Source organism: Nonomuraea sp. NPDC049504, assembly GCF_040676845.1.
In the GTDB taxonomy this organism is placed as follows: Bacteria; Actinomycetota; Actinomycetes; order Streptosporangiales; family Streptosporangiaceae; genus Nonomuraea; species Nonomuraea salmonea.
Genome location: NZ_JBFAPT010000025.1, coordinates 136,493 through 159,744 on the forward strand (window position 1 = coordinate 136,493; position 23,252 = coordinate 159,744).

Consider the following 23,252-nt stretch of genomic DNA (forward strand, 5'->3'; position numbering starts at 1 on the left):
CGGCTCAGCCGATGATGACGCGCTCCTCCGGCAGCTCGTACCGGCGCGTACGCTGCTTCAACGCGAGCGCCGAGCCCAGGGTGAGCGGACCGATGCGGCCCACGAACATCAGCAGGCTCAGCAGCACGTGACCGGCCACGGAGATGTCGGTGGTGATGCCGGTCGACAGGCCGTTGGTGGCGAAGGCCGAGATCACCTCGAACAGCACCCGGTCGAGGTCGTGCCCGCTGATGATGAGCAGCAGCCAGGTGGACAGTGCCACGAGGATGACGCCGAGCAGCGTGATGGACAGCGCCTGCCGCTGGGTGGACGCGGGCAGCCGCCGGTGCCCGATGTTGACGTGGGTCTCGCCGCGCAGCTCCGACCAGATCATGAACACCAGGAAGCCGAACGTGGTGACCTTGATGCCGCCCGCCGTGCCCGCGCTGCCGCCGCCGATGAACATCAGGATGTCGGTGACGAGCCAGGAGGACGGGTACATCTGGCTGACGTCGAGCGTGTTGAAGCCGCCCGAGCGCGGCATGACGGCGGCGAAGAACGCGGCGAGCAGCTTGCCCGAGTCGTCGAGCGGGCCCATCGTGGCCGGGTTGCGCCACTCGGTCATCAGGAACGCGAGCGTGCCCCCGCCGATGAGCAGCACGCTCAGGCCGACCGTGACGCGGGTGAGCACGGACCAGCGGCGCGGCTGCCGCCACGTGCGCAGCAGCTCGAAGACGACCGGGTAGCCGAGGCCGCCGATGATGACCGCGGCGGCGATGGTCAGGCAGATCCACGGATCGGTGACGAACCGCATCAGGTTGTCCGGCCACAGGGCGAAGCCGGCGTTGTTGAACGCCGACACGCCGTGGAAGACGCCGAGCCACAGCGCCCTGCCGAGCGGCTCGCCGTAGCCGGTGACGAACCGTACGGTGAGGACCGCGGCGACCGCCGCCTCGCACACCAGCGTGAACATCACCACCTTGGCCAGCACCTGACGCAGGTCGGCGGCCACCACCGACTTGGTCTCCAGCTGCGCCGACAGCCGCGCCCGCAGCCCGATGCGGCCGGAGAGGATCACCATGACGAGCGTGGCGAGCGTCATGATGCCGAGCCCGCCCACCTGGAAGAGCACGGTGATCACCACTTCGCCGAACACCGACCAGTGCGAGGCGGTGTCGACCACCACCAGCCCGGTCAGGCAGACGGCCGAGGTGGCGGTGAAGAACGCGGTGATCCAGTCGCCCTCGCCCGAGGTCGTCGCCATCGGCGTGGCGAGCAGCGCGGTGCCGATCAGCACCGCCGAGCCGAACCCGGCCGCGATCACCACCGCGGGATGCCGGCCACGGCCCGCCACCGCAGGCCGGCGCGTCATGGGGCGACCCTGCCTTCGAGGCCGCCGTAGTCGTCGTGCATGGGGGTGCCTCCGTCGGGCTCACGCGGCCGGAGACCTCGCGGACCAGGCGTTCCGGCACTTCGAGGCCCTACGCTAGCGCAGCGGGGCCGCGCTGCCCGCCCTCCTCGATCATTTGTCACAGCCGCCGCGTACCGTGCTCACCATGACGAACGTGCACACACCACTCGACGGCGAGCGCTGGCAGCCCGGCGACCTCGTGGTCGACGCCGATGGCCGCCTGTTCAGCCGGGCGGGTGCGGACGACCAGGCCAGGGGGTTGCCCTGGGCGCGTCCGCGTGACGTGGCGCGCCGCGACGACGGCGGCGTGCTGGTGCCGGACGGCGAGGTCGGGGAGCAGGCGCCGGCCAGGCCGCTGACGTTGTTGCTGCGCGACGGCCGGCCGGTGCTGCCCGCCGTGCCCGCCGACCCCGCCGCCGTGCTCGGCACGCAGGCTCGCCAGACCGCCTCCGCGGCGGGCGTGGGCGGCCTCTATCTCGCGGCCACCGCCTTCGACCCCGACGGCGCGGGCGACACCAGGGCCGCCAAGCTCCGTGCCGACCTGCTCGATCACGTGGTGGTGGCGGTCAGCCCCGAGGAGTTGAGCGCGATGTTCGGCGGCGCCGCCGACGGGTTGCTGGTCGCGCTGGCGGAGTGGCACGAGCGCAGCGTGGGGGAGAGCGCCTGACCGGTCAAACAGCCGGGGCGATCCGGTTGTTGCGGATGTGCTCGTAGACGATCGAGGTGCGCACGTCGGCCACCTCGGGCCGCTCGGTGAGCTTGTCGATGACGAACGCGTAGAGGCTGTTGTTGTCGGGCACCGCCACGTGCAGGATGAAGTCCTCCGTCCCGGCCGTCACATAGACGCCGAGCGTGTCGGGCAGGCGGCTGACCCAGTTGCGGAAGCCCTCGATGTTGCGCCGGGACGGCGGGCGTACGCGGATGGCGATGAGGGCCTGCACCGGGCGGCCGATCGCGGCGAGGTCGACGTCGAGGAGCGCGCCGCGGATGACCTGCCGCTGGCGCAGCGCCCGCGTGCGGTCGAGCGCCGTGGTCGGTGAGACGCCCACGGCCGCCGCGAGGTCGCGGTTGGTCATCCGTGCATCTGACTGCAGTTCGCGGACAATCGCCTTATCAAGTTCGTCCATGACCGCCCAAAACCCGCCTTCTCCGATACTTGTACGGATTGCTTGCTGCTCTAACGCATGGATGAATACCGTAACCCATCGGTTCCGTACGAACGAATAAGGGATTTCGCCATGTCAGACGGCAGCACCGTCGGCTTCGCGCCGGACGAGATCGACCCCACCGCCCCGACGAGGGCGGCCCGCCTGAAGTGGGTGATCGTCGTCAACGACGCCCTGCCCGCCGGCCGGGCCGTCAACGCGGCCGTGTGCGTCGCGGCGGCCACCTCGTCGGCGGTCACCGGCCTGCTGGGCGACGACGCGATCGACGCGAGCGGCGCCGACCACCCCGGCCTGCCCTGGGCGGGCTGCTCGGTGCTGGCCGCCGACGCGGCCACGCTGCGCACGATCAGGGCCAAGGCCGCCGCCGCCGACACCTGTCACGTGGCCGACATGCCGGCCGCGGCCCAGCACACCCGCGTCTACGCCGACTACCTCGCCACCGTGAAGGAGACCGCGCCCGAGGACATGGAGTATTACGCGGTCAGCGTCGTCGGCCCGCGCAACAAGGTCGACAAGATCGTCGGCCGCCTCCCGCTGCTCCCCTGAGCGGTCAGCCGGCGCCGGACCGGTCCGCCTCCAGGGCGGTGAGGAGCTTGGCGGAGATGGCGGCGAACGCGTCGAGCTCCTCCGGTGTCAGCCGCTCCACGAACAGGCGCCTGACCTCCTCCGCGTGCCCCGGCACCGCGGTGCGCAGCGCGGCGAACCCCTCGTCGGTGAGCACGGCGTCGATGCCGCGCGAGCCGCACCGTTCGCGGGTGATCAGGCCGCGGCGCTCCATGCGGGTGAGCTGGTGGTGCATGCGGCTCTTCTCCCACCCGGCGACCCGCCCCAGCTCGTACGCGCGCAGCCGCCTCCCGGGCGCCTCCGACAGCAGGGCGAGCACGGTGTAGTCGGCGTTGGACAGGCCGCTGCTCGCCTGGAGCTGCTGCTCGATGCGGGTGCGCAGCAGCTCGACCATCCGGAAGGACGTCCGCCATGCGCGGAGTTCGCGTTCGGTCAATCCCGGCTGGGCCATGCGGACACCTTACCAGTGAGTTGACACATCAACCGAATCGGTTAGCCTTCGAGTTGACGCATCAACTCATGAAGGAGAGCCGGCATGCCCGGACAGCAGCACGCCACCCCCAGCGCAGGCCCCGCCCACCAGGATCCGCCGCCCGACACCGGCGCCCCCGGACGGCGCTACGTCATCCGCGGCGGCGCGGTGATGTCGATGGACCCAGGAGTGGGCGACTTCGAGAGCGCCGACGTCCTGGTGGAGGGCGGCACGATCACCGCGATCGGCCCCGGGCTCGACGCCGCGGGCGCCGCCGTCATCGACGCGCGCGGGCGCATCGTCATGCCGGGCTTCGTGGACACCCACCATCACCTGTTCGAGACCGCCGAGCGGGCGTTCCTGGCCAACGGCCTGCTCCTCGACGACGGCTCAGGCTCGCCGAGCGCGTACCCCACGTACGTCGAGCACATCCTGAACGGCTTCGCCCGCGCCTACCGGCCGCAGGACGTGTACGTCAACGTGCTGTTCGCCGGCCTGTCGCAGCTCGACGCCGGCGTCACCACGGTGCTCGACGTCTCGCAGATCCACCACTCGCCCGAGCACACCGACGCGGCCGTCCAGGCCCTGATCGACACCGGGCGGCGGGCCGCGTTCGGCTACTTCGAGGGCGACGGGCGCCCGGAGGCCCGCTACCCCGAGGACGCCCGCCGCGTCAGGGAGCAGTGGTTCCCCTCCGACGAGCAGCTCGTGACCATGGTGATGGGCGGCGAGGTGCACCTCGGCAGGGACGTCTACACCCGCTCATGGACGCTCGCCCGCGAGCTGGGCCTGCGCATCGCCGCCCACGCGGTCGGCGCGTTCGGGATGCGGCCGGCCTTCGACGACCTCGCCCGGGGCGCGGGCGGCGTCGAGGTCGGCCCCGACAACCTCTTCATCCACATGACCGGCATGTCCGACCAGGCATGGACGATGCTGCGGGACGCGGGCGCGCAGGTCTCCATCGCCTTCCCCATCGAGATGGTCATGCGGCACGGCACCCCGCCCATCATCAAGATGCAGGAGCTCGGCATGGAGCCGTCACTGAGCTCGGACGTCGAGACCACGATGGCGGCCGACCCGTTCACACTGATGCGCACCGCGATGGCCATGCAGCGCATGGTCGTCAACGAGCGGGTGCTCGCCGGAGCCGGGGACGGCGACCCCTACCCGGCCCCGTCCGGGGACACGCCGCCCCTGCTCACCGTCCGCGACGTGCTCCGCTACGCCACCGTCAACGGCGCCGGGCACCTCGGGCTGGCGGACAGGACCGGCACGCTCACGCCCGGCAAGCAGGCCGACATCGTGCTGCTCGACGCCACCGCGCTCAACGTCGCCCCGCTCAACAGCGTGCCAGGCGCCGTCGTGACGCTCATGGACCGCGGCAACGTGGAGACGGTGATCGTCGGCGGGCGGATCCGCAAGTGGCGTGGCCGCCTGCTCGGCGCCGACCTGCCCCGCCTGCGCGCCGAGCTGGAGGCCTCTCGCGACCACCTGTTCAAGGAGACCGGCCTGCGGCAGGACCTGTTCGCCTACAGCTAGGTCTCAGGCGCGGGCCGTGCGGCCAGGCGCGGCCCAGCTGCTCAGCAGGCGCAGCGCGTCGGCGGTGGGGGAGCCGGGCTCGACGTTGTAGACGCACAACATCTGGTCGGCGTCGCCCGGCGGCATGAAGCTCTCGTACGAGAAGTGCAGCTCGCCCACCTCCGGGTGGTGGTAGACCTTGCCGCCGTGGGTGCGGCGCAGCACCCGGTGGTCGTTCCACCAGGTCGTGAACTCGGGCGAGCGCAACGTCAGCTCACCCACCAGGTCGGCCAGCCGCCGGTCGTTGGGGTAGCGGCCGGCCTCGAGCCGGAGCATCGCCACCGTCTCCGACGCGATCCGCTCCCAGTCGCCCACCCGCTCGCGGGCGGCGGGGTCGAGCAGGTAGTAGCGGGCGAGGTTGCGCTGCGGCGCGGGCAGCGCTTCGAAGTCGGTCAGCACCTGCCGGGCCAGGAAGTTGGCGGCCAGCACGTCGGTGCGCCGCCCGATGACGAACGCCGGCACGTGCTCCAGCGTCTGCAGCGTGAGGTGCAGGCCCGGCCTGACCCGCTGCGGCGCCACCGGGGCGTGCCGCGCCGGGGTGGGCCTGGCCAGCAGGTCGAGCAGGTGCTCGCGCTCGGCGGGATCGAGCTGCAGGGCACGGGCGAGCGACTCGACCACCTCAGGGGACGGCGTGCCGACCCGGCCCTGCTCGAGCCGGGTGTAGTACTCGGTGCTCATGCCGGCCAGCCGGGCCACCTCGTCGCGGCGCAACCCCGGCACCCTGCGGGCCCGGCCGTCCGCCGGCAGCCCCGCCTCGTCAGGGCCGAGGCGGGCGCGCCGGGAACGGAGAAAGCCGGCGAGTTCGCTCCTGCGATCCATGAATCCAGTGTGATCCGCGCGCGGGCGGCGCGGCCACCCCAAGGTGGCCCTGTCAGTACCTGCCCTGCCGTTACCTGCCCGCGAAGGGCCTGCTCAGGCCCCCTATGGCCGGTCCCGGACTGGTGTGCTTGACGTGGGCCGGCGAGCCGGTCCCCATCACGTTCGTTCTCCGCTCAAGGGGTACCTGATGTCCATGACCACTCTCTACCGCGCCGCCCAGGTCAACGAGGCCGGCGGACCGTTCAACCTGGTCGAGCGCGAGCTGACCGAGCCGGGCCCCGGCCAGGTCCGCGTCGCCGTCGAGGCGTGCGGCGTGTGCCGCTCCGACGCCGGGTTCGTCAACGCGGGCTTCCCGAACGTGTCGTTCCCGCTCGTCACCGGCCATGAGATCGCCGGCCGCGTGGACGCGGTCGGCGACGGCGTCGAGGACTGGAACGTCGGCGACCGCGTGGCCGTCGGCTGGTTCGGCGGCAACTGCGGCACCTGCCGGTCCTGCCGTGAGGGCGACTTCATCCACTGCGCCCGCATGCAGGTGCCCGGCTGGGCCTACCCCGGCGGGTACGCCGAGTACACCACCGTGCCCGCCTCCGCGCTCGCCCGCGTCCCCGACGAGATCAGCGCCGTCGAGGCCGCGCCCATGGGCTGCGCGGGCGTCACCACGTTCAACGCGCTGCGGCGCAGCGCCGCACGGCCCGGCGACCTCGTCGCGATCCTCGGCCTCGGCGGGCTCGGCCACCTCGGCGTGCAGTTCGCCAACAAGCTGGGCTTCGAGACCGTCGCCGTCGCGCGCGGCGCCGACAAGGCCGACACCGCCAAGCACCTCGGCGCCCACCACTACGTCGACTCCACCGCGGGCGACGTGGCCGGGCAGCTCCAGGCGCTCGGCGGCGCGAGGGTCGTGCTGGCCACCGCCGCGAGCTCCGAGGCGATGAGCGCCGCCATCGACGGCCTCGGCGACAACGGCGAGCTGGTCGTGCTCGGCGCCACGCCCGAGCCCATCCAGGTCAGCCCGTTCCAGCTCATCACCAACAGCAGGACCGTGCACGGCCACCCGTCGGGCACCGCCCGCGAGGTCGAGGAGACGCTGCGCTTCGCCGCGCTGACCGGCGTGCGGGCGCTCACCGAGACCCGCCCGCTGGAGGAGGTCGCGGCCGCCTACGACCGGATGATGTCCGGCGAGGCCCGCTACCGCATGGTCCTCACCACCGGCCACTGACGGCGGGGCGAGAGCGGCACGCGGGCGCGGACGGCACTAATCTGATCACCCGTACGATCGTCCGACCTGACGGGGGACCGCCGTGACCGTCCATCGAGCGCCCGATCACCTGTGGGTCGGGGACCACAGGGTCCTCGACCGGCTGGGCGAGGGCGGCCAGGGCACGGTCTACCTGGCGGAGTCGCCGGCCGGCGCCCAGGTGGCGATCAAGGTGCTGCACGCCTCGCTCGCCGCCGACCCGCAGACGCGGCGCAGGTTCCTGCGCGAGGCCGAGGTCGCCGGGCGGGTCGCCGCGTTCTGCACGGCCAAGGTCCTCGGCACCGGGCTGGTGGACGAGCGGCCCTACATCGTCAGCGAGTACGTCCCAGGCCCGTCGCTCGACGAGCTGGTCAAGCGCGACGGCCCGCGCACCGGCAGCGGTCTCGAACGGCTGGCGGTCGCCACGCTCACCGCGCTGGCCTCGATCCACGCGGCCGGCATCGTGCACCGCGACGTCAAGCCGGGCAACGTGATCCTCGGCCCGGAGGGGCCCGTCCTCATCGACTTCGGCATCGCCCGCGCGCTCGACCACCGCACGGGCGGCGGGGTGACGTCGGGGACGCCGTCGTACATGTCGCCCGAGCAGTTCACCGAGCAGCCGCTCACGCCGGCCTCCGACATGTTCTCCTGGGCCGGCACGATGGTCTACGCCGCGACCGGCCATCCGGCGTTCCCCGCCTCGTCGGTGCCAGGGGTGCTGCACGCGGTCCTGCACGGCGAGCCCGACCTGTCGGGGGTGCCGGAGCCGCTGCGGTCGCTGGTGGCGGCCTGCCTGGCGAAGGATCCCGCCGCGCGCCCGTCCGCCCAGCTGGCGCTGCGCCGCCTCACCGGCGGCGAGCAGGGCCCCGAGGCGACGCTGATCGAGCCCGTGCGACGGCTGTCGGGCCGGTGGGCGGCGGGAGTGGCCGTGGCCGTGGCGCTGCTGGTGACGGCGGGCGTGCTGGCAGGGCCGTCGTTATGGGGGAGGAAGACCGTGCGGCCGGGGCCGAGTCTCGACCTGGCGGCGTACGAGCGGGTCGCCGTCGCCGACGCGTTCACCGGCGACACCTCCCGCCGCTACGCCGCCTACCGGCCCTTCCCCGACGACGAGGAGCTGCCGCGCACCACGGCGGGCGGCGGCAGGTTCGCCGGCACCGGCTCGGCGCCGTACTTCGGCCTGCTGGCCGGGCCGGCCGCGCTCGCCTCCGACCAGGCGGTGGTGGCGGTGACGTTCGGCGCGTTCGCCGCCACCGGGCGGCCCGAGGACAGCGTCTTCACCGGCTGGATCAAGGACGCCGACGACTACGTCACCGCCTGGTACAACAACACCCGCGGCACCACCGGCTTCGACGTGCGGGTCGGCGGCGAGTTCCGCACCGACGTGCCCGTCCAGATCCCGCACCGCTTCAGCCCGGGCGACCGGCTGGCCCTGGTGCTGTCGGGCGCCACCATCACCTCCTACGCCGAGCACCAGGGCACGTGGCAGCGCCTGCACACCGCACCCATCGCGGGCCTGCTCACCACCGACCAGGACAGGCGCGCCTACCGCTACGGCTTCGGCCTGCGCGGCACCACCGGCACGATCGCGATCACCCGCCTGGAGGGCAGGAGCGTCACGGGCTGAGCGGCTCGCGGATGAGGCGGACGACGGTGTCGGCGGTGTGGTCGAGGTAGGTGCGGCCGTCGGGCAGCCGCGCGTCCGGGCTGATGTAGCTGCGCCGCCCCATGTGGGTGGCCGGGTCGAGGCGGTGCGTGGTGATCTTGCCCGCGCGGACGGCCCGGTTCCAGCCGCTGCCCCTGGCCGCCGGCCAGCGCTGCGGGAACAGGATCAGGCACAGGCGCTCGATCCAGTCGGCGTCGCTGGTGAGGCGGTGCAGCCGGCGGGCGTGGGTGAGGTCGTTGGCGCCGTTGTGGAACCCGCCGAGCGTGATCAGCAGGAGCGGGGCGGCCAGCCTGGCGTGCAGCTCCTTGACCGCGCCGGTGGCGACCTGCGCGCCGCCGCTGTAGCTGAGCAGCACCACGGGGATGCCGCTGCCGGGCCGGTAGCCGGCCAGCCGCAGCTGCCGGGCGATCTGGGTGCCGACCGCCCGGTTGTAGAGCGGGCGGTAGCGGCGGTCGGCGGCGACGAAGATCTGCATGACGTTGTGCAGGAAGAGCAGGATCTGCGCGCGGCGCCGCAGCCACGCCCACACGGGCCGGTCGGCGAGCGGGTCGGCCAGCGGCGAGTACGGCTGCACCTGCCCCAGCACCCGCACCTCAGGCGCCTTGTCGAGCAGCGCCTTGACCAGCCGGCCGCCGTCGCGGGTGTCGGTGAAGCGGCGCTTGCCGATGCCGTCCAGATAGACCAGGTACGCCGCGGGAGGACGGTTCGGATCGGCGCCCCTGGCGTAGGGGAGGCCGTGGGGCAGCTCGCCGGTGGCGGTCCGCCAGCCGGCGGTGTAGACGAGCACCTCGTAGCGGGCCAGTAGCGCCTCGGCGAGCAGGACCATGCCGAGGGCCAGGAAGAGCAGCGGGAACTCGGTCATGCCGGCACCGCCTGGAGCGCGCTGATCCGCACGACCAGCCACCTGACGCCGCCCACGGCCGCGCCCAGCCCCAGCCCGGCGACCGCGACGCAGCCGGCGGCGCTCCACCAGCCCAGCCCGGTCGCCGTGGCGAGCGAGCCCGTGAGGTTCGCGCCGACCGCGACGATGAGCAGCGTGTGCAGCAGCGGCCCGAGCAGGGGGAACGCCACGATGGCGGTGAGCAGCAGCGGCGCCGCGAGAGCGGGCGTCCACCCGGGAGCGGCCCCCGTGCGCGGGCTCTGCAGCTCGGCCAGCACGCCCGCCGCCCACGGCCACAACGCGAACACCACGAACTCCACCACCGCCCCGGTCAGCAGCAGCCGCACCGCATGCGCCCGCGACACGCCGGGCCGGCGCGCGATCAGCGGCAGGATCCGGCCCGCCGACTCCGACAGCCCGGCCAGCAGCAGGACGACCACGACGGCGGACATCGCTCACCGCCCTCGCGCGTTCGCGGGCACCGGCCTGCTGCCCTGGCCGAGGTGGCGTTCCAGCTCGTCGGCCGCGCGCCGGTAGCCGCCCGCCGCGCGCTGGGCGTCGCGCAGGTCGTACGCCGCGACGCGGAAGCGCGGCTCGCCGAGCAGCAGCCCGGCCCTCACCTGCACGGCCTCCGTGTCCGCCTCGTGCGGAGCCAGCGCGAGACCCGCGCCCAGCTCCGCCACCCGGCGCGCCACCAGCGGCTGGTCCGCGCCCTGCGGGAGCACCAGCATGGGGACGCCCGCGTGCAGGGCCTCGTTCACGCTGTTCATGCCGCCGTGGGTGACGAACAGCGCGGCGCGATCCAGCACCTCCAGTTGCGGGACGAAGCGGCGGGCCAGCACGTTCGGGGGCAGCGGGCCCAGCGCAGCCGGGTCGGTGCGGCCGGTCGAGATGACCACGGTGCCGCCCAGCGGGGCCAGCGCGGCGGCGAACGTCCGCAGCAGCGCCGGGCCCGCGTCGAGCACCGTGCCGGGGGAGGCGTACAACACGGGGTCCCGCAGCGCGTCCATGGGGAACGACGGGTCCCGCGGGCGCTCGCCCAGGCTCGGGCCGACGAACCGGTACGAGTCGTCGAAGCTCTCCGCGTCCGGCTGGAACGCGCGGGCGGTGAAGACCAGGTTGAGCGGCTGCCGGACGTTCGCGAGGTCGAGCAGCGGCAGCCGGCCCGTGGCATAGGCCCGGTGCAGCTCCCACCGCGACCGCAGGTAGCCGGTCGCGACGCCGGGCCTGGCCGCCGCCGAGGCGATCATCGGCCACGAGGCGCGGGTGGGGCTCGCGACGCGGCGGCCGAACGCGAACGTGGTGAACGCCGACACCGCCGGCACCCCCAGCTCCCCGGCCGCGACCGCGCCCCACGGACAGGCCGAGCCGTGCACGACCAGGTCCGGGCCGATGCGGCGCAGGTCGTCCAGCAGTGCGGGCAGCAGCGCGACGGTCGTGCGCGCGAGCCCGTCCAGCATCGTCAGAGGCGTCGGCCGCTCGGGCAGCGTCAGGTCGCCCCCGGGATACGTGCGCACGGTCGCGCCGGTGGCGGCGACCACGTCGGCGAACGCGGGCGCGACGTGGTAGGTGACCGTGTGCCCCCTGCGGACCAGCTCGGCCACGACCGGCAGCGTCGGGTTGACGTGCCCCTGCAGGGCGATGTTCACGAACGCGAAGGTGCTCACAGCCGGACCCCCGCTCCCTCATGGCCGGCCGCTGGGCCGGCGACCGCTCTTCGCAGGCCCGTCGTGTCCAGCCCGTGCGATGGAGACCGCGTTCCCGCGTCCGCCTGGTAGAGGCCGGGGCCTTCTATGTGCAGCGTGTCGAGGAAGTGGCCGGCCGCGGAGGCGGCGGTGTGGATCAGGCGGCGGGACTGGCGGAAGTCCCAAGGGGCCGGCCAGCTCTCGACGCCGGTCGGCAGCACGACGGTCGGGACGCGCTCGGACACCTCCCGCAGGTCGCGGGCGATCTGGTGCTGCAACAGCAGCAGCCCCGCCCTGGCCGCCACCGCGCCCGCCCACCGGGGCGGCGCCGACGGGCGCGGCGGCATGCTCGTCTGTCCTGTCGCCAGCACGACCACGCTGGCCGCACCCGCCTCCAGAGCCGCCCGTACGGGGACGAACGCGATCACGCCGCCGTCCACGAGCGTCCTTCCGCCGCGCACGACCGGCGGCAGGATCCCCGGGATGGCGGCACTGGCCAGCAGCGCCGACTCCAGGTCACCGTGGTCGAGCAGCGCGGGCGCGCCTGTGGCGAGATCCATGGCCACGGCGGCGAACGGCACGTCGAGCTGCTCGATCCGCGACGGCAGCCCCGCCTGCGCGATCAGCCGGCGCAGGCCGCGGTCGGCGAAGACCCCGGCCCGCGAGGGCAGGCGGCACAGCGGGAACACCTCGCGCCTGCGCACCCGCGTCCACACCCGGTCCAGCCACGGCGCCGCCGTACCCGGGTGGGCGGCCGCGATGGCGCCGTTGAGCGCGCCCACCGAGGTGCCGACGATCAGGTCGGGGACGAAGCCGCGCTGCTCAAGCGCGTACCCGATGCCGACCTGCGCGGCCCCCAGCACCCCGCCGCCGCCGACCGCGACGGCCACCGGCCGGGGCAGCGCCGCCAGCCCCGCCGCCAGCCCCGCCGGGCGCCCGTCCGGCAGGCGGCCGGTCTCCTCGGAGGCCAGGAAACGGTGATGGGTCGTCATGGTCATGGCCGTCCTTTCTGCAGGTACGCCCGGGACCGGCCGCGGGCGTCAGGCGAGATCGGCGAGGTCGTCGCCGGTGAGCGTGATCGAGCTGGCGGCCACGTTCTCCTCGAGATGGGCCACGGAACCGGTGCCGGGGATGACCACGGTCACCGGCGAGACGGCCAGCAGCCAGGCCAGCGCCACCTGGCGCGGGGTGGCGGCGTGCCGATCCGCGACCTTGAGCAGGCCGGGGTCGTCGAGCCCGCCGCCGGCGGGGAAGAAGGGCACGAAGGCGATGCCGGCCCGCGTGCAGACGTCGAGCACGGCGGTGTCGGCGCGGAGGCCGCGGTGGAAGGCGTTCTGGACGGCCGCGACCGGCGCGATGCCGAGGGCCTCGGCGAGCTGAGCGGCGTCGACGTTGCTGACGCCCAGGTGGCGGATCAGGCCCTCGTCGCGCATCCGGGCGAGCACCTCGAAGCGCTCGGCCAGCGACTCGCCCGGCGCGGGTCCCGTGCCGCCGACACGCAGATAGACCAAATCGAGCCGGTCGAGGCCGAGGCTCTCCAGGTCGGACTCGACCTGAGCCCGCACCTCGGCGGGGGTGCCGGGCCGCGGACCTCCTGGCCCGAAGACCGGGCCCGCCTTGGTGGCGATGACCAGGCCGTCGGGATAGGGCGACAGGGCCTCGCGGATCAGTGTGTTGGCGCTGACCGTGCCGTCCTGGCTGCGGTAGAAGCCGGCCGTGTCGATGTGGTCGACGCCCAGCTCGACGGCCCTGCGCAGGACGGCGCGGCCCTGCTCGGCGTCGCGGGCGGGCCCGCCCGGGACGGCCTGGGACAGGCGCATGGCGCCGAACCCGAGCCGGTTGATCGTCAGGTCACCGCCGAGGCGGAACTGGCTGGTCATGTCTCTCCTGATGGGTGGGGGCGCCGGACCCGGTGGGCCGGTCGTCGTCCGGTGTCGGCCGCGGCAGGCGGGCGCGGACCGTGTGACCCCTGCGGCGGGCCGGGCGGCGCCGGCTCCGGCAGGCGGGGGAGGGGCCGCCGACGAAGGTGACGGTCTCCTCCAGGGGCGCCCGGCCCGTACGCGGCCGGCTGACCGAGACGTCCTCGAACCCGATCGACATGCCGCAGAACAGCACGAGCCCTTCGGCGGGCCGCACGATCTCGGCGACCGTCCTGCGGTAGACGGACCATGCCATCTGCGGGCAGCTGTGCAGACCTTCCGCGCGCAGCAGGAGCATGACCGTCTGCAGGTAGATGCCGAGGTCCGCCCACTGCGCCGGGCCCATGTCGCGGTCGATGTAGACGAACAGCGCGGCCGGCGCGCCGAAGCACTGCCAGTTCTCCGCCGCGGCCCGCTGGCGGGCCTCCCAGTCCTCTCGTTCGATGCCGAGCGCGCCGTAACGCTCCCGGCCGAACGCGGAGCGCCGCTCGCGGTACGGGGACTTCAGCTCGGCCGGGTACATCTCGTACTCGCGCTCGTCCCACGCGTCGCCGGTGGCCACGCGCTCTCCTGCGCGCCTCTTGAGCTCGGCGAGTCGCTCGCCGGTCACCACGTAGACGTGCCAGGGCTGGAGGTTAGAGCCGGACGGCGCCCACGCGGCGGCGGCCAGCACCCGCTCCAGCACCTCCTTCGGGACCGGGCGGCCGGTGAAGGCACGCACTGACCTGCGGCTGGTGACGGCTTCGTAGACCTCCATGATTCCTCCCCCGATGGTCGTTACACCTACTACGGTATCACTCGAAATAGTATCAATCAATACGATTTCGGACGTGACGGTGTGAGCTGTTTCACCTGAAACCGTCGCGAATGAGAGCATTCGAGTACTATGTCGGTATGACCGCACCTGAGCCCGCCACGCCCCGCGCGACCGACCGCCCCGGCGACCCCTCGCCCTTCGCCCTGGGCCTGCTCCTGCGCAAGGCCCACTGGCGGGCGGCGAACGTGCTGACCGAGGCGCTGCGGCCGCTCGGCATCGAGCTGCGCCACTTCGCCGTGCTCATCGTGCTGGTCAACCGCGGGCCCACCGTGCAGCGCGACCTGGCGGCGGCCACCGGCACCGACAAGGCGGGCGTCATGCGGGTCGTGGACGACCTGGAGCGGCGCGGACTTGCCGTCCGCAGGACCGTTCCAGGGGACCGGCGCGTACGCGTCGTGGAGATCACGCCCCAGGGCCTGGAGCTGTTCGACGCCGCCCACGTGAGCGCGGGGCCCCTGGCCGAGCGGCTCATCTCCGGCCTGGAGCCCGGCGAGGCCGAGCAGCTTAAGACCCTGCTGACCCGCTTGGCCTACCAGGACGACGCCTCCTGAGAAGGCGCGTTACAGCGGCCCGCGTACGGGCAGCCAACCGGCACGTATCCGCACACGTTCGTGTCACGGGGGACCCATGAACGACGAGAAGGACCAGCCGATCGAGCGCGGGGGCAGCGAGGAGGCCGCCGGTGCGCCGCTGACCCCCACCGAGGAGGAGACGCTCAGGCGCCCCGCGGGCGTCACGCCCGGGGTCACCCCCGGCACCGAGGACGCCGACGAGGAGGACGAGGAGGGCGACCGCCGCAGGCGCCTCGGCCCCCACGAGCTCGGCTGAACCAGCGTGCTCCCCGGCGAGCACCGCGACGAGCCCGGACGGCTGTGATCTCACCGTGGTCAGGGTGCGCTTGCCGCTGATGCGGAAGATGACCAGCAGCGCCACGTGGATCGCCGCCGCGCGCAGGACCGCGTCCTTGCCGGGACCGCCTCCTAGGGATGGATGAACTGCCAGAAGCGGGCCGCGGGACGCCCGGGGACGCCGATCGCGCCCCGCAGCGTGCCGCCGCCCCCCTCCCGCTCACATTGGCTGATGGCCGGAGTGGTGGTGACATTGGGATAGGTTGTGCGATGGATCATGATCGATCTGCGTCGCCGAATGAGGAAGATGAGAGTGACCAATCGTCTGGCGCGTGTCATGGCCGGGTTCCTGATGTCGCCGGTCCTCGTCTCCTGCTCAGCCCCCGTCACCGACCCGCTGCTGAGGGACCCGGCCCAGTGGCCGCTGACCACGTTGCGCGGCCTGGTCGACCACGGCGAGCTGCCCGAGGAGGCCGAACGTCCGCTCGCGCAGATCAAGGTCGGCACCTACGACATGATCGCCTGGGTCAACTCCGAGGGCCACTGCGGGCTGTCCGGCGCCGACTGGACCCTCGACCTCGACCTCACCGGCAGCCAGGGCCACCCGGCCAGGCAGCAGGGCTTCTCCGGGCCCATGGAGGTGGCGGTGAGCGGTTCGCGGGAGAGCGAGGCCAGCCTGTTCTGCACCCCGACCCGCATGCTGATCAGGGTCGAGGGACAGACCAGCGAGCCCTTCGTCTCCGGCGACGCGGTCGCGCAGATCGTGGACGGCGGCCTCAACGCCGTCGTGGGCCCGCAGGAGGCGCAGCGCGAGTCGCTGCCACGCGCCGCGATCACCGTCGCGGGCCCAGGAATCGGCTCGGACCTCTAGCTCAGACCTTCAGCTCGGGCCGCCGCTCGCGGCGGTCGGGCTCCAGGCGCTCGTGGAAGCCGCCGTCGGGAGTCCGCACGATGACGCCGCTCTCCACGCCGTGCTCGGCGGCCTCCCGCTCGGCCTGCCGCAGCGCCAGGCAGATCCACCGGGTGACGACGAAGGCGACGACGGGGCCGATGAACACGGCGTACCTGAAGAAGATCGTCACCGACTCGACGGTCAGGTGGAAGCTGTGGGCGAGCTGGTCGTTGGCCGCCGCCGTCCACAGCAGGCCGTAGAACGTGATGCCGGCGACCGCGAGCGCCGTCTTCACCGGCTTCTCGCGCGGCCGGTCGAGCAGGCCCGACGCGGGCACGGGCCGGCCCCGCCGCCTGGCGACGATGCGCTCGGCCACCGGGTACGCGGCCAGCGCGGTGAAGAACACCCCGGGCACCACCACGGCCGGCACCAGGACCGCCAGGCTCAGCGTGTAACCGCCGAGCGTCAGCTCCCAGCCCGGCATGATCCGCAGGGCGCCGTCGAGGAAGCCCATGTACCAGTCGGGCACCGAACCGGCGGAGACCTGCGTCGGCCGGGCGGGGCCGTACAGCCAGATGGGCGCGATCTGGAAGCCGAACCCGAGGATGATCAGCATGCCGGCGGTGGCGCCCGCCATGAGCGGGCGCGCGCCGCGCCGCACCGGCAGCGAGGCGACGAAGCGGGAGTGGCCGTTCCGCCGCACCAGCAGCTCGCGGGCGAGCAGCAGCGCGGCGACGACGAGCGAGAGCAGCAGGTGCCCGCCGTACAGCACCGGGATGACCTGCTCGCCGGGGAAGGCGGAGCCGAACAGCAGGGACGCCGCCCACGTGCCCACCACCGGCACGGACTGCACGACCGAGACCATCAGCCACAGACTGCCGCCCGACAGCAGGTCGTCGGGCAGGGCGTTGCCGGTCTCGCCGGCCAGCATGCCGAGCCCCAGCAGGGCCACCCAGATCAGCCACTGCCCGGTGCGCGGCCTGCGGAAGGCGCCGGTGAGGAACATGCGCAGCAACTGGAGCACGACCGCCGCCACGAACACCAGTGCCGACCAGTGGTGGATCTGCCGGATGAGCAGGCCGCCGCGCACCTCCAGGCTGAGCTGCATGGTCGAGTCGAACGCCTGGCTGACCAGCGCCCCGCGCAGCGGCGCGTACGGGCCGTCGTAGGTCACCTGGGCCATGCCGGGGTCGTAGAACACCATGAGCACGGCTCCGGTCACCGCCAGCACGACGAACGACCAGAGGGCGATCTCGGCGAACATGAACGACCAGTGAGAGAGCTGGAATGAGCGCCTGGCCTGTGCCGTACGCATGTGGGCCTCCCCCTGAAGGTGGTTTCACCCTGGAGACGGAATCGGGCCGGGATATGTGACGGAAAGCGAGGCTTTGGTAGCGGTGATGCGCATCACTTACGCGCCTAGCTGGGAGAACGTCCGATAGGCCGGGAAAAAATCATTCGCTTGTCCGGGTCGCGGACGGCACCATGTCGTGGGCTGCGTCGGCGATCGGGGAGGGCGGATGAGCGTGCCGGAAGTCGCTTCGGACCAAGACAAGGAGACCGGGCAGAGCTCCGCACCGCGAGCCCAGGAGGCGGCCGACGCGGGCGAGCCGTCCGTACGCAGGTCCGCGGTCGGGCTGGCGCTGCGCCACTACCTCGGCGAGCTGCGCAGGCTGTGGCCGGTCGCGGCGCCCGCGCTGCTGATGCCCGCGCTGGGCAACATCTGCCTGTTCTACATCGCGCCGCTCGGCGTGGCCGGGCTCGTCGGCCACCTGGCGGGCGGCGGCGACGGAACGCTGCCCGCGCTGCTGCCCTACGTGCTGGGCTTCGGCGCCGTGCTGCTGGCCGGCGAGACGCTGTGGCGGATCGGCCTGCACTTCATCAACCGCACCGACGCGCGCGGCGTCGAACGCCTCGCCATCATCGGCATGGACGAGCTGCTGGCCAAGGACGCCGCGTTCTACCACGACAACTTCGCCGGCGCGCTGACCAAACGGGTGCTCGGCTTCGCCGCCAGGTTCGAGGAGTTCGTCGACACGCTGACGTTCTCCGTCATGGCCAAGGTCGTGCCGCTGGTCTTCGCCTGCGTGGTCCTGTGGCAATATCACCCGCTGCTGGTGGTCGTGCTCGTCGGGCTGCTGGCCGTCACCGGTTTCCTCGTCGCGCCGCTGATCCGCCGCCGCCAGAAGCTGGTGGACGCGCGCGAGGCCGCCCGGGTGCACGTCTCGGGCCACGTCGCCGACGTGCTGTCCAACATGGACACCGTACGCGCCTTCGCCGCCGAGCGCCGCGAGGCCGCCGAGCACCGGGTCAAGCTGGCCGAGCAGCAGCGGCTCGCGCTGCGCTCATGGGACTACGGCAACCTGCGGGTCGACACCGTCGTCGCCCCGCTGTCGGTGCTCGGCAGCTCGCTCGGCCTGCTGCTGGCCGTCGCGCTGCGGGGCGGGCTCGGCGTCGAGGCGATCGTGGTGACGTTCACCTACTACACCAACGCCATCGGCATCATGTTCGAGTTCAACCAGATCTACCGGCGCATCGAGAGCGTGATCACCGAGGCCGCGCAGTTCACCGAGCTGCTGCTGACGCCGCCGAAGGTGGTCGACCCGCCCGACCCGCTGCCGCTGCGGCCCGCCGACGCGTCGGTGCGCTTCGACCGGGTGACGTTCTCGTACAAGAGCGGGCTGCCATTGTTCCGGGACCTCGACCTCGAGATCCCGGCGGGCGCGAAGATCGGGCTGGTCGGCCAGTCGGGCGGCGGCAAGACCACGCTGACCCGGCTGCTGCTGCGGCTCATGGACATCGACGCGGGCCGCATCCTCATCGGCGGCCAGGACATCTCCCGGCTGCGACAGGCCGACCTGCGCGGCCTCATCGCGTACGTGCCGCAGGAGCCCGCCATGTTCCACCGCAGCGTGCGCGACAACATCGCCTTCGCCCGGCCCGGCGCCACCGAGGCCGAGATCCTCGCCGCGGCCGAGGCGGCGCACGTCATGGAGTTCGCCGACGCGCTGCCCGACGGCCTCGGCACGCTGGTCGGCGAGCGCGGCGTCAAGCTCTCCGGAGGCCAGCGGCAGCGCATCGCGCTGGCCCGCGCGATCCTGCGCGACGCGCCGCTCCTGCTGCTCGACGAGGCCACCAGCGCGCTCGACTCCGAGAGCGAGCTCCTCGTGCAGGAGGCGCTGTGGCGGCTCATGCAGGACCGCACCGCGGTCGTGGTCGCCCACCGGCTCAGCACGGTCGTCCGCATGGACCGCCTGGTCGTGCTCAACAAGGGCGTCATCGTCGAGCAGGGCACCCACGGCGAGCTGATCGAGGCCGACGGCGCCTACGCCCGCCTCTGGCGCCATCAGTCAGGCGGCTTCCTGGTGGACGACGACGAGGCCGGCATGGTGCCGCGCTGATCGCCGGCCAGCTCGCGCCGGTAGGCGTCGAGGACGAGACCGTGGAAGTGGTGCACCGCGTGCTCCGACAGCCCCCGGCCGCCCGGGTCGTACACGATCTTGCCCTGGGTGAAGGCCGGGGTGCGCATGCCCCGCTGCACGCTCTCCACCAGCGCGATGTCCTCGCGCTGGAGCACCTCGTCGATGTAGCGCACGCTGTCCAGCTCGGCCTCCGTCGGCTCCGCGGTCTCCAGGTAGAAGTCCCACGTCTCGCGGGTCCGCCCGGGGCCGTCGGGGACGATCTGCAGCACCATGAAGTTGCCCCGCCCCGGATAGCGCAGCAGGCAGGTGTTGGGCCAGAGCCACCACACCGCGTGCTCGGTGACGGTGGCGCCGGACACGTCGTACGCCGAGTTGCCCGCCTGGCCGGCCCGCGCCATGTGGCTGGAGTAGATGCCGTACGTGGTGACCTCGTAGGTGCTCATGTCCACCAGCGACACGAAGTCCTTGTGCGCCACGTGGCAGTGGTAGCACTCCAGGAAGTTGTCCACCACGGTCTTCCAGTCGGCGGCGATGTCGTAGGTGAGCCTGCGGGCCAGGGTCAGCTCCGCCACGTCCGGCGCCCGCTCGATGATCTCCGCCTCCAGGCCGCCCGCCTGCTCCCGCAGCGGGGCCGCCGCGGGGTCGAGGTTGACGTACGCCATGCCGCCGAACTCCGTGACCCGCACCTGGTCGAGGCAGACCTTCGAGGGGTCGAAGCCGGGCATGGCGGCGGTGTGGCGGGCCCGCCGCAGCCGTCCCGTCAGGTCGAACGTCCACGCGTGGTACGGGCACACGATGCTGCGCCGCACCCCCTCGCCCGCCAGCAGCTCGTGGGCCCGGTGCTTGCACACGTTGTAGAAGGCGCGCAGGGTGCCCGCCTCGTCCCTGACGGCGACGATCGGCAGGCCCGCCACCGTGCCCGTCACGTACGCGCCGGGCTCGCGCAGCCGCTCCACGTGGCACAGCCACTGCCACGACCGGGCGAAGATCGCCCGCTGGTCGATCTCGTGCCAGCGCGGATCGGTGTACGCGTCGGCGTGCAGCGACATCGACAGCGCGGGATCGGGGTCGTAACCGGCGGAGATGTGGTCGAAGTCGGCTCTCGGGTCCGGCGTCACCGTGCCTCCTCGCGGGGGAGCGCGATCACCCGCGACCCTAATCACCCCCGCGGCTTGCGACAAGCCCCCGCGATCACCGCGCGGTCGCGGCCGGCCCCGGCCTCGCCCACCGTCTCGCCCTCGAACGTGCCGCGCCATCTCACTGGTGGGAACCCTCCCGCCGGACCTCCGGCGCGAGGGCGGCGAGGGCGGCGAGGTCGGTGGGGGTGAGGCGGAGGCCGGCGGCGGCCATGTTCTCGGCGAGATGGGCGAGCGAGCCCGTGCCGGGGATGGGGAGCGTCACCGGCGAGACGGCGAGCAGCCAGGCCAGCGCGACCTGCGCGGGAGTGGCTCCGTGCCGCGCGGCGACCTCGGCCGGGCGGGACAGGTCGATCGACGGGTGCCCGCCGCCCAGCGGGAAGTACGGCACGTACGCGATGCCCGCCTCCTCACATGCCGCCAGGACGGCCCGGTCGCCCTGGTCGTGCACGTGGAACGCGTTCTGCACGGCCGCCACGGGCGCGATCGACCGAGCCTCGGTGAGCTGGGCCGCGCTGACGTGGCTCACCCCGAGATGCCGGATCAGCCCTTCTTCGCGCAGCTCCGCCAGGGCCGCGAACCGGTCGCCGACCGGCTCGTCACCCGGCGGCCCCAGCCCGCCGACCCGCAGGTGGACCAGGTCGAGCCGGTCCACGCCGAGCCGGCGCAGATCGTCCTCGACCAGGCCGCGCAACTGCCCGGCACGCGCCTCCCCGGCCGGTGCGAGCCCCGCGCCGAACAGCGGGCCGACCTTGGTGGCGATCACCAGCTCCTCGGGGTACGGCGCCAGTGCCCGCCTGATCAGCTCGTGCGCGCCCGCATCGCCGGCGCCGTAGAAGCCGGCCGTGTCGATGTGGTTCACACCCAGCTCCACGGCGCGCCGCAGCACCGCGACGCCCGCCTCGGGACCGCGCGCCGACCGTCCGAGCGCGAGCCGCATCGCCCCGAACCCGATCCGCCGCACCGGCGCCTCGCCGCCGAGCGGGAAGGAGGGGACCGGCAGGTCGCCCCTCACTTGGCCGGGGCCTTCTCGTAGCAGGCCGCCACCGTGGCGAACGCGGCCTTGGGGTCCCAGGGCAGGCCGGGGTACGTGTCGCCGTCTCGGTCCGCGTACACCTTGACCACGCCGAGGCTGGCCAGGTCGAGGTCGTCGCGGGGGTCGCCGCCGGGGCGGTGCGGCAGGTCGGGGAGGGCGAAGGTGTGGACGAAGGCGGCGTCCACGCCCTCGGCCTCGAAGATCTCCAGCAGTTCCCGCAGGTACGCGGCCTGCCCGGCCTCGTCGCGCGCGTACGGACCGTCGAGGCGCACGGGGGAGCCGGTGGCCTGGTCGTACTCGATGATCTCCATGCTGCGGGGCGCCACGTCGGGGGCGCCGCGCCAGGTCGCCGTGCCGAACCCGGTGATCGCCACCGGCCTGCCCTGGGCGACGAGGGAGCGCACGCCGTCCTGGAACCGGTCGGCGACCTCAGCCGAGCGGATCAGCTCGATCGTCATGACGTCGAAGAGCGACCAGTCCACGGGCTCGAACGGGATCGCCGCGTACGTGACCTTGCCGCCGAACCGCGCGCGCACCACGCCAGCGGCCTCGGCCAGGAACGCGGCCACCCGCTGCCCTGCCTCCGCGACCAGTTCGCGCCGGTTCATCAGCGCGCCGACCCGCTCCTGGAGCGTGTCGCCGGGCAGGAAGCCGCGGTCCATCAGGGTCAGCTCGCACCCCGCCACGAACACGACCTCCGCGCCACCCCGCCTGATCCGCTCCGCCCGCTCGGCGCAGTCGGCGAACAGCGCCAGCATCTCCTCGGGGGCCAGCTCCAGCGGGTACGGCGTGAACCACACTTCAAGCCCCAGCCCGGCGGCCAGGCCGGCGGCGAGCTCCAGCCGCTCGGGGTCGCCCCCGACGAGCTGGACGGCGGTGCAGTGCAGGTCGTCGCGGATGATCGTCAGCTCGCGCCGGACCACGGCGGGGTCGAAGGGGCCTGACGCGCGGGTCCCGCCGGTGACGAAGCCGGTGTCGTAACTGATGCCCTTGGCTCGCATGGGCTCGTCCTTTCGCTTGGGTGGCCTCAGCGTAAGGACAAAAGTTGCGTTCACGCAAGTTTGCGCGTGCGCAACTTCTCTGCCACAGTGAAGGGCATGGCGGGGTTGCGTGAGCAGAAGAAGCAGGCCACCCGGCAGGCGCTGCGCGAGGCGGCGCTGCGCCTGGCGCTCGAACGCGGGCCCGACGACGTCCGCGTGGACGACATCGCCGAGGCCGCCGGTGTCTCGCCGAGGACGTACAACAACTACTTCGCCAGCCGCGAGCAGGCGATCGTCGCCGCCGTCACCGCCGAACGGGAGATCCGCGTGGCGCAGGCGGTCGCGGCCAGGCCGCCGTCCGCCCGTTTGGCCGAGGCCGTCATCGACGCGGTCGTGGAGCAGTACGCCGACCCGGGCGAGCAGCACGCCGCCGCGCTGCTGATGATCACCACCCGGCCCGCACTCAGGGAGGCGTTCGTGGCGGCTCCTGCCTCGATGGAGCTCCCCCTGGCCGAGGCGATCGCCCCCCGTGTGGTCGGCGAGGACACCGCCAGGGTCCTGGCGGCCGCCGTGGCCGCCGCCGTCCGGGTCGCTCTCGACCGCTGGGTGGGCGTCACGTCGGAGGGCGGTCTCGTCGTGCCGTCCGGCTCGCTCCCCGATCGGCTCCGCGCCGCCCTCGAACCCCTCGTCCCGGCCCTGGACGAGGCCGAACGCCGGGGGCGCGATAGGTGATCTCGGTCGCCGCGAGCCG

25 protein-coding genes are annotated in these 23,252 nt (G+C 73.1%); 10 read left to right on the forward strand and 15 right to left on the reverse strand.

The window, feature by feature from the left end; translation table 11 throughout:
- Positions 1-4: 4 nt before the first annotated feature.
- A complete protein-coding gene (locus AB0K28_RS38385) occupies positions 5-1,351 on the reverse strand; it encodes a potassium transporter TrkG (RefSeq protein WP_364379849.1) in 1,347 nt (448 codons plus the stop codon).
- A 184-nt stretch (positions 1,352-1,535) separates the two neighbouring features.
- Here AB0K28_RS38385 and AB0K28_RS38390 point away from each other — a divergent pair, with 184 nt between their 5' ends.
- A complete protein-coding gene (locus AB0K28_RS38390) occupies positions 1,536-2,057 on the forward strand; it encodes a hypothetical protein (protein ID WP_364379852.1) in 522 nt (173 codons plus the stop codon).
- A 4-nt stretch (positions 2,058-2,061) separates the two neighbouring features.
- Here AB0K28_RS38390 and AB0K28_RS38395 read toward each other — a convergent pair whose 3' ends face one another.
- Entirely contained in the window at positions 2,062-2,517 is a 456-nt protein-coding gene (locus AB0K28_RS38395) for an Lrp/AsnC family transcriptional regulator (RefSeq protein ID WP_345385363.1), read from the reverse strand.
- Positions 2,518-2,628: 111 nt separating this feature from the next.
- Here AB0K28_RS38395 and AB0K28_RS38400 point away from each other — a divergent pair, with 111 nt between their 5' ends.
- Positions 2,629-3,102 carry a DUF2000 domain-containing protein gene (locus AB0K28_RS38400; protein ID WP_345385362.1) on the forward strand — a complete coding sequence of 158 codons (474 nt, stop codon included), beginning with the start codon at positions 2,629-2,631 and terminating at the stop codon, positions 3,100-3,102.
- Positions 3,103-3,106: 4 nt separating this feature from the next.
- Here AB0K28_RS38400 and AB0K28_RS38405 read toward each other — a convergent pair whose 3' ends face one another.
- On the reverse strand, positions 3,107-3,571 hold the full coding sequence (locus AB0K28_RS38405) for a MarR family transcriptional regulator (protein ID WP_364379856.1): 465 nt from the start codon (positions 3,569-3,571) through the stop codon (positions 3,107-3,109).
- A gap of 84 nt (positions 3,572-3,655) precedes the next feature.
- Between AB0K28_RS38405 and AB0K28_RS38410 the strand changes: the two genes are divergently transcribed.
- Complete coding sequence (locus AB0K28_RS38410) at positions 3,656-5,131, forward strand: amidohydrolase family protein (protein WP_364379859.1); 1,476 nt, start codon at positions 3,656-3,658, stop codon at positions 5,129-5,131.
- Between the two features lie 3 nt (positions 5,132-5,134).
- Here AB0K28_RS38410 and AB0K28_RS38415 read toward each other — a convergent pair whose 3' ends face one another.
- Entirely contained in the window at positions 5,135-5,989 is an 855-nt protein-coding gene (locus AB0K28_RS38415; RefSeq protein ID WP_345385359.1) for a helix-turn-helix transcriptional regulator, read from the reverse strand.
- A gap of 187 nt (positions 5,990-6,176) precedes the next feature.
- On the opposite strand from AB0K28_RS38415, the gene AB0K28_RS38420 reads away from it, so the two are divergent.
- Both AB0K28_RS38420 and AB0K28_RS38425 read left to right on the forward strand, forming a co-directional pair.
- Positions 6,177-7,205 carry an alcohol dehydrogenase gene (locus tag AB0K28_RS38420; RefSeq protein WP_345385357.1) on the forward strand — a complete coding sequence of 343 codons (1,029 nt, stop codon included), beginning with the start codon at positions 6,177-6,179 and terminating at the stop codon, positions 7,203-7,205.
- A gap of 82 nt (positions 7,206-7,287) precedes the next feature.
- On the forward strand, positions 7,288-8,847 hold the full coding sequence (locus tag AB0K28_RS38425) for a serine/threonine-protein kinase (protein ID WP_364379864.1): 1,560 nt from the start codon (positions 7,288-7,290) through the stop codon (positions 8,845-8,847).
- Here the strand turns inward: AB0K28_RS38425 and AB0K28_RS38430 are convergent.
- The 6 genes from AB0K28_RS38430 to AB0K28_RS38455 are packed head-to-tail and all read right to left on the reverse strand — an operon-like array spanning position 8,837 to position 14,127.
- Entirely contained in the window at positions 8,837-9,748 is a 912-nt protein-coding gene (locus AB0K28_RS38430) for a hypothetical protein (RefSeq protein WP_345385355.1), read from the reverse strand. The genes AB0K28_RS38425 and AB0K28_RS38430 overlap by 11 nt on opposite strands.
- Positions 9,745-10,218, reverse strand: coding sequence for a hypothetical protein (locus AB0K28_RS38435; protein ID WP_364379867.1), 474 nt, complete (start codon positions 10,216-10,218; stop codon positions 9,745-9,747). Before AB0K28_RS38435 ends, AB0K28_RS38430 begins: the two co-directional genes overlap by 4 nt.
- Positions 10,219-10,221: 3 nt before the next feature.
- Positions 10,222-11,433 (reverse strand): macrolide family glycosyltransferase, encoded by a 1,212-nt coding sequence (locus tag AB0K28_RS38440; RefSeq protein WP_364379870.1) that lies wholly within the window; start codon positions 11,431-11,433, stop codon positions 10,222-10,224.
- Positions 11,430-12,443 carry a patatin-like phospholipase family protein gene (locus AB0K28_RS38445; RefSeq protein ID WP_364379873.1) on the reverse strand — a complete coding sequence of 338 codons (1,014 nt, stop codon included), beginning with the start codon at positions 12,441-12,443 and terminating at the stop codon, positions 11,430-11,432. The genes AB0K28_RS38440 and AB0K28_RS38445 overlap by 4 nt, the downstream gene beginning before the upstream one ends.
- 48 nt (positions 12,444-12,491) lie before the next feature.
- On the reverse strand, positions 12,492-13,331 hold the full coding sequence (locus AB0K28_RS38450; RefSeq protein ID WP_364379876.1) for an aldo/keto reductase: 840 nt from the start codon (positions 13,329-13,331) through the stop codon (positions 12,492-12,494).
- Positions 13,303-14,127, reverse strand: a complete 825-nt coding sequence (locus AB0K28_RS38455; RefSeq protein ID WP_345385349.1) for a nitroreductase — start codon at positions 14,125-14,127, stop codon at positions 13,303-13,305. The genes AB0K28_RS38450 and AB0K28_RS38455 overlap by 29 nt, the downstream gene beginning before the upstream one ends.
- Positions 14,128-14,264: 137 nt before the next feature.
- Between AB0K28_RS38455 and AB0K28_RS38460 the strand changes: the two genes are divergently transcribed.
- Together AB0K28_RS38460 and AB0K28_RS38465 are read left to right on the forward strand one after the other, a co-directional pair.
- Positions 14,265-14,738, forward strand: a complete 474-nt coding sequence (locus AB0K28_RS38460; protein ID WP_345385348.1) for a MarR family winged helix-turn-helix transcriptional regulator — start codon at positions 14,265-14,267, stop codon at positions 14,736-14,738.
- Positions 14,739-14,814: 76 nt separating this feature from the next.
- Positions 14,815-15,015, forward strand: coding sequence for a hypothetical protein (locus tag AB0K28_RS38465; protein ID WP_364379881.1), 201 nt, complete (start codon positions 14,815-14,817; stop codon positions 15,013-15,015).
- Between the two features lie 152 nt (positions 15,016-15,167).
- Here the strand turns inward: AB0K28_RS38465 and AB0K28_RS38470 are convergent, their stop codons facing one another.
- Positions 15,168-15,314: a hypothetical protein gene (locus AB0K28_RS38470; protein WP_364379884.1), complete on the reverse strand. Its 147-nt coding sequence runs from the start codon at positions 15,312-15,314 to the stop codon at positions 15,168-15,170.
- 34 nt (positions 15,315-15,348) lie between these two features.
- Between AB0K28_RS38470 and AB0K28_RS38475 the strand changes: the two genes are divergently transcribed.
- On the forward strand, positions 15,349-15,906 hold the full coding sequence (locus AB0K28_RS38475; protein ID WP_364379887.1) for a hypothetical protein: 558 nt from the start codon (positions 15,349-15,351) through the stop codon (positions 15,904-15,906).
- Between the two features lies 1 nt (position 15,907).
- On the opposite strand, the gene AB0K28_RS38480 is transcribed toward AB0K28_RS38475, so the two are convergent.
- The gene (locus AB0K28_RS38480) at positions 15,908-17,242 is read right to left on the reverse strand and encodes a cytochrome b N-terminal domain-containing protein (RefSeq protein WP_345385345.1); all 1,335 of its coding nucleotides are present in this window, start codon (positions 17,240-17,242) and stop codon (positions 15,908-15,910) included.
- Positions 17,243-17,447: 205 nt separating this feature from the next.
- On the opposite strand from AB0K28_RS38480, the gene AB0K28_RS38485 reads away from it, so the two are divergent.
- On the forward strand, positions 17,448-19,328 hold the full coding sequence (locus AB0K28_RS38485; RefSeq protein WP_364379890.1) for an ABC transporter ATP-binding protein: 1,881 nt from the start codon (positions 17,448-17,450) through the stop codon (positions 19,326-19,328).
- Here the strand turns inward: AB0K28_RS38485 and AB0K28_RS38490 are convergent.
- The 3 genes from AB0K28_RS38490 to AB0K28_RS38500 form a co-directional block, all read right to left on the reverse strand.
- Entirely contained in the window at positions 19,274-20,467 is a 1,194-nt protein-coding gene (locus AB0K28_RS38490) for a ring-hydroxylating oxygenase subunit alpha (RefSeq protein ID WP_364379893.1), read from the reverse strand. The two genes, AB0K28_RS38485 and AB0K28_RS38490, sit on opposite strands and share 55 nt — an antisense overlap.
- 139 nt (positions 20,468-20,606) lie before the next feature.
- A complete protein-coding gene (locus AB0K28_RS38495) occupies positions 20,607-21,500 on the reverse strand; it encodes an aldo/keto reductase (protein WP_364379896.1) in 894 nt (297 codons plus the stop codon).
- Entirely contained in the window at positions 21,497-22,522 is a 1,026-nt protein-coding gene (locus AB0K28_RS38500) for a hypothetical protein (protein ID WP_345385341.1), read from the reverse strand. Before AB0K28_RS38500 ends, AB0K28_RS38495 begins: the two co-directional genes overlap by 4 nt.
- Before the next feature lie 96 nt (positions 22,523-22,618).
- Here AB0K28_RS38500 and AB0K28_RS38505 point away from each other — a divergent pair, with 96 nt between their 5' ends.
- Entirely contained in the window at positions 22,619-23,233 is a 615-nt protein-coding gene (locus AB0K28_RS38505) for a helix-turn-helix domain-containing protein (protein WP_364379899.1), read from the forward strand.
- Positions 23,234-23,252 lie beyond the last annotated feature (19 nt).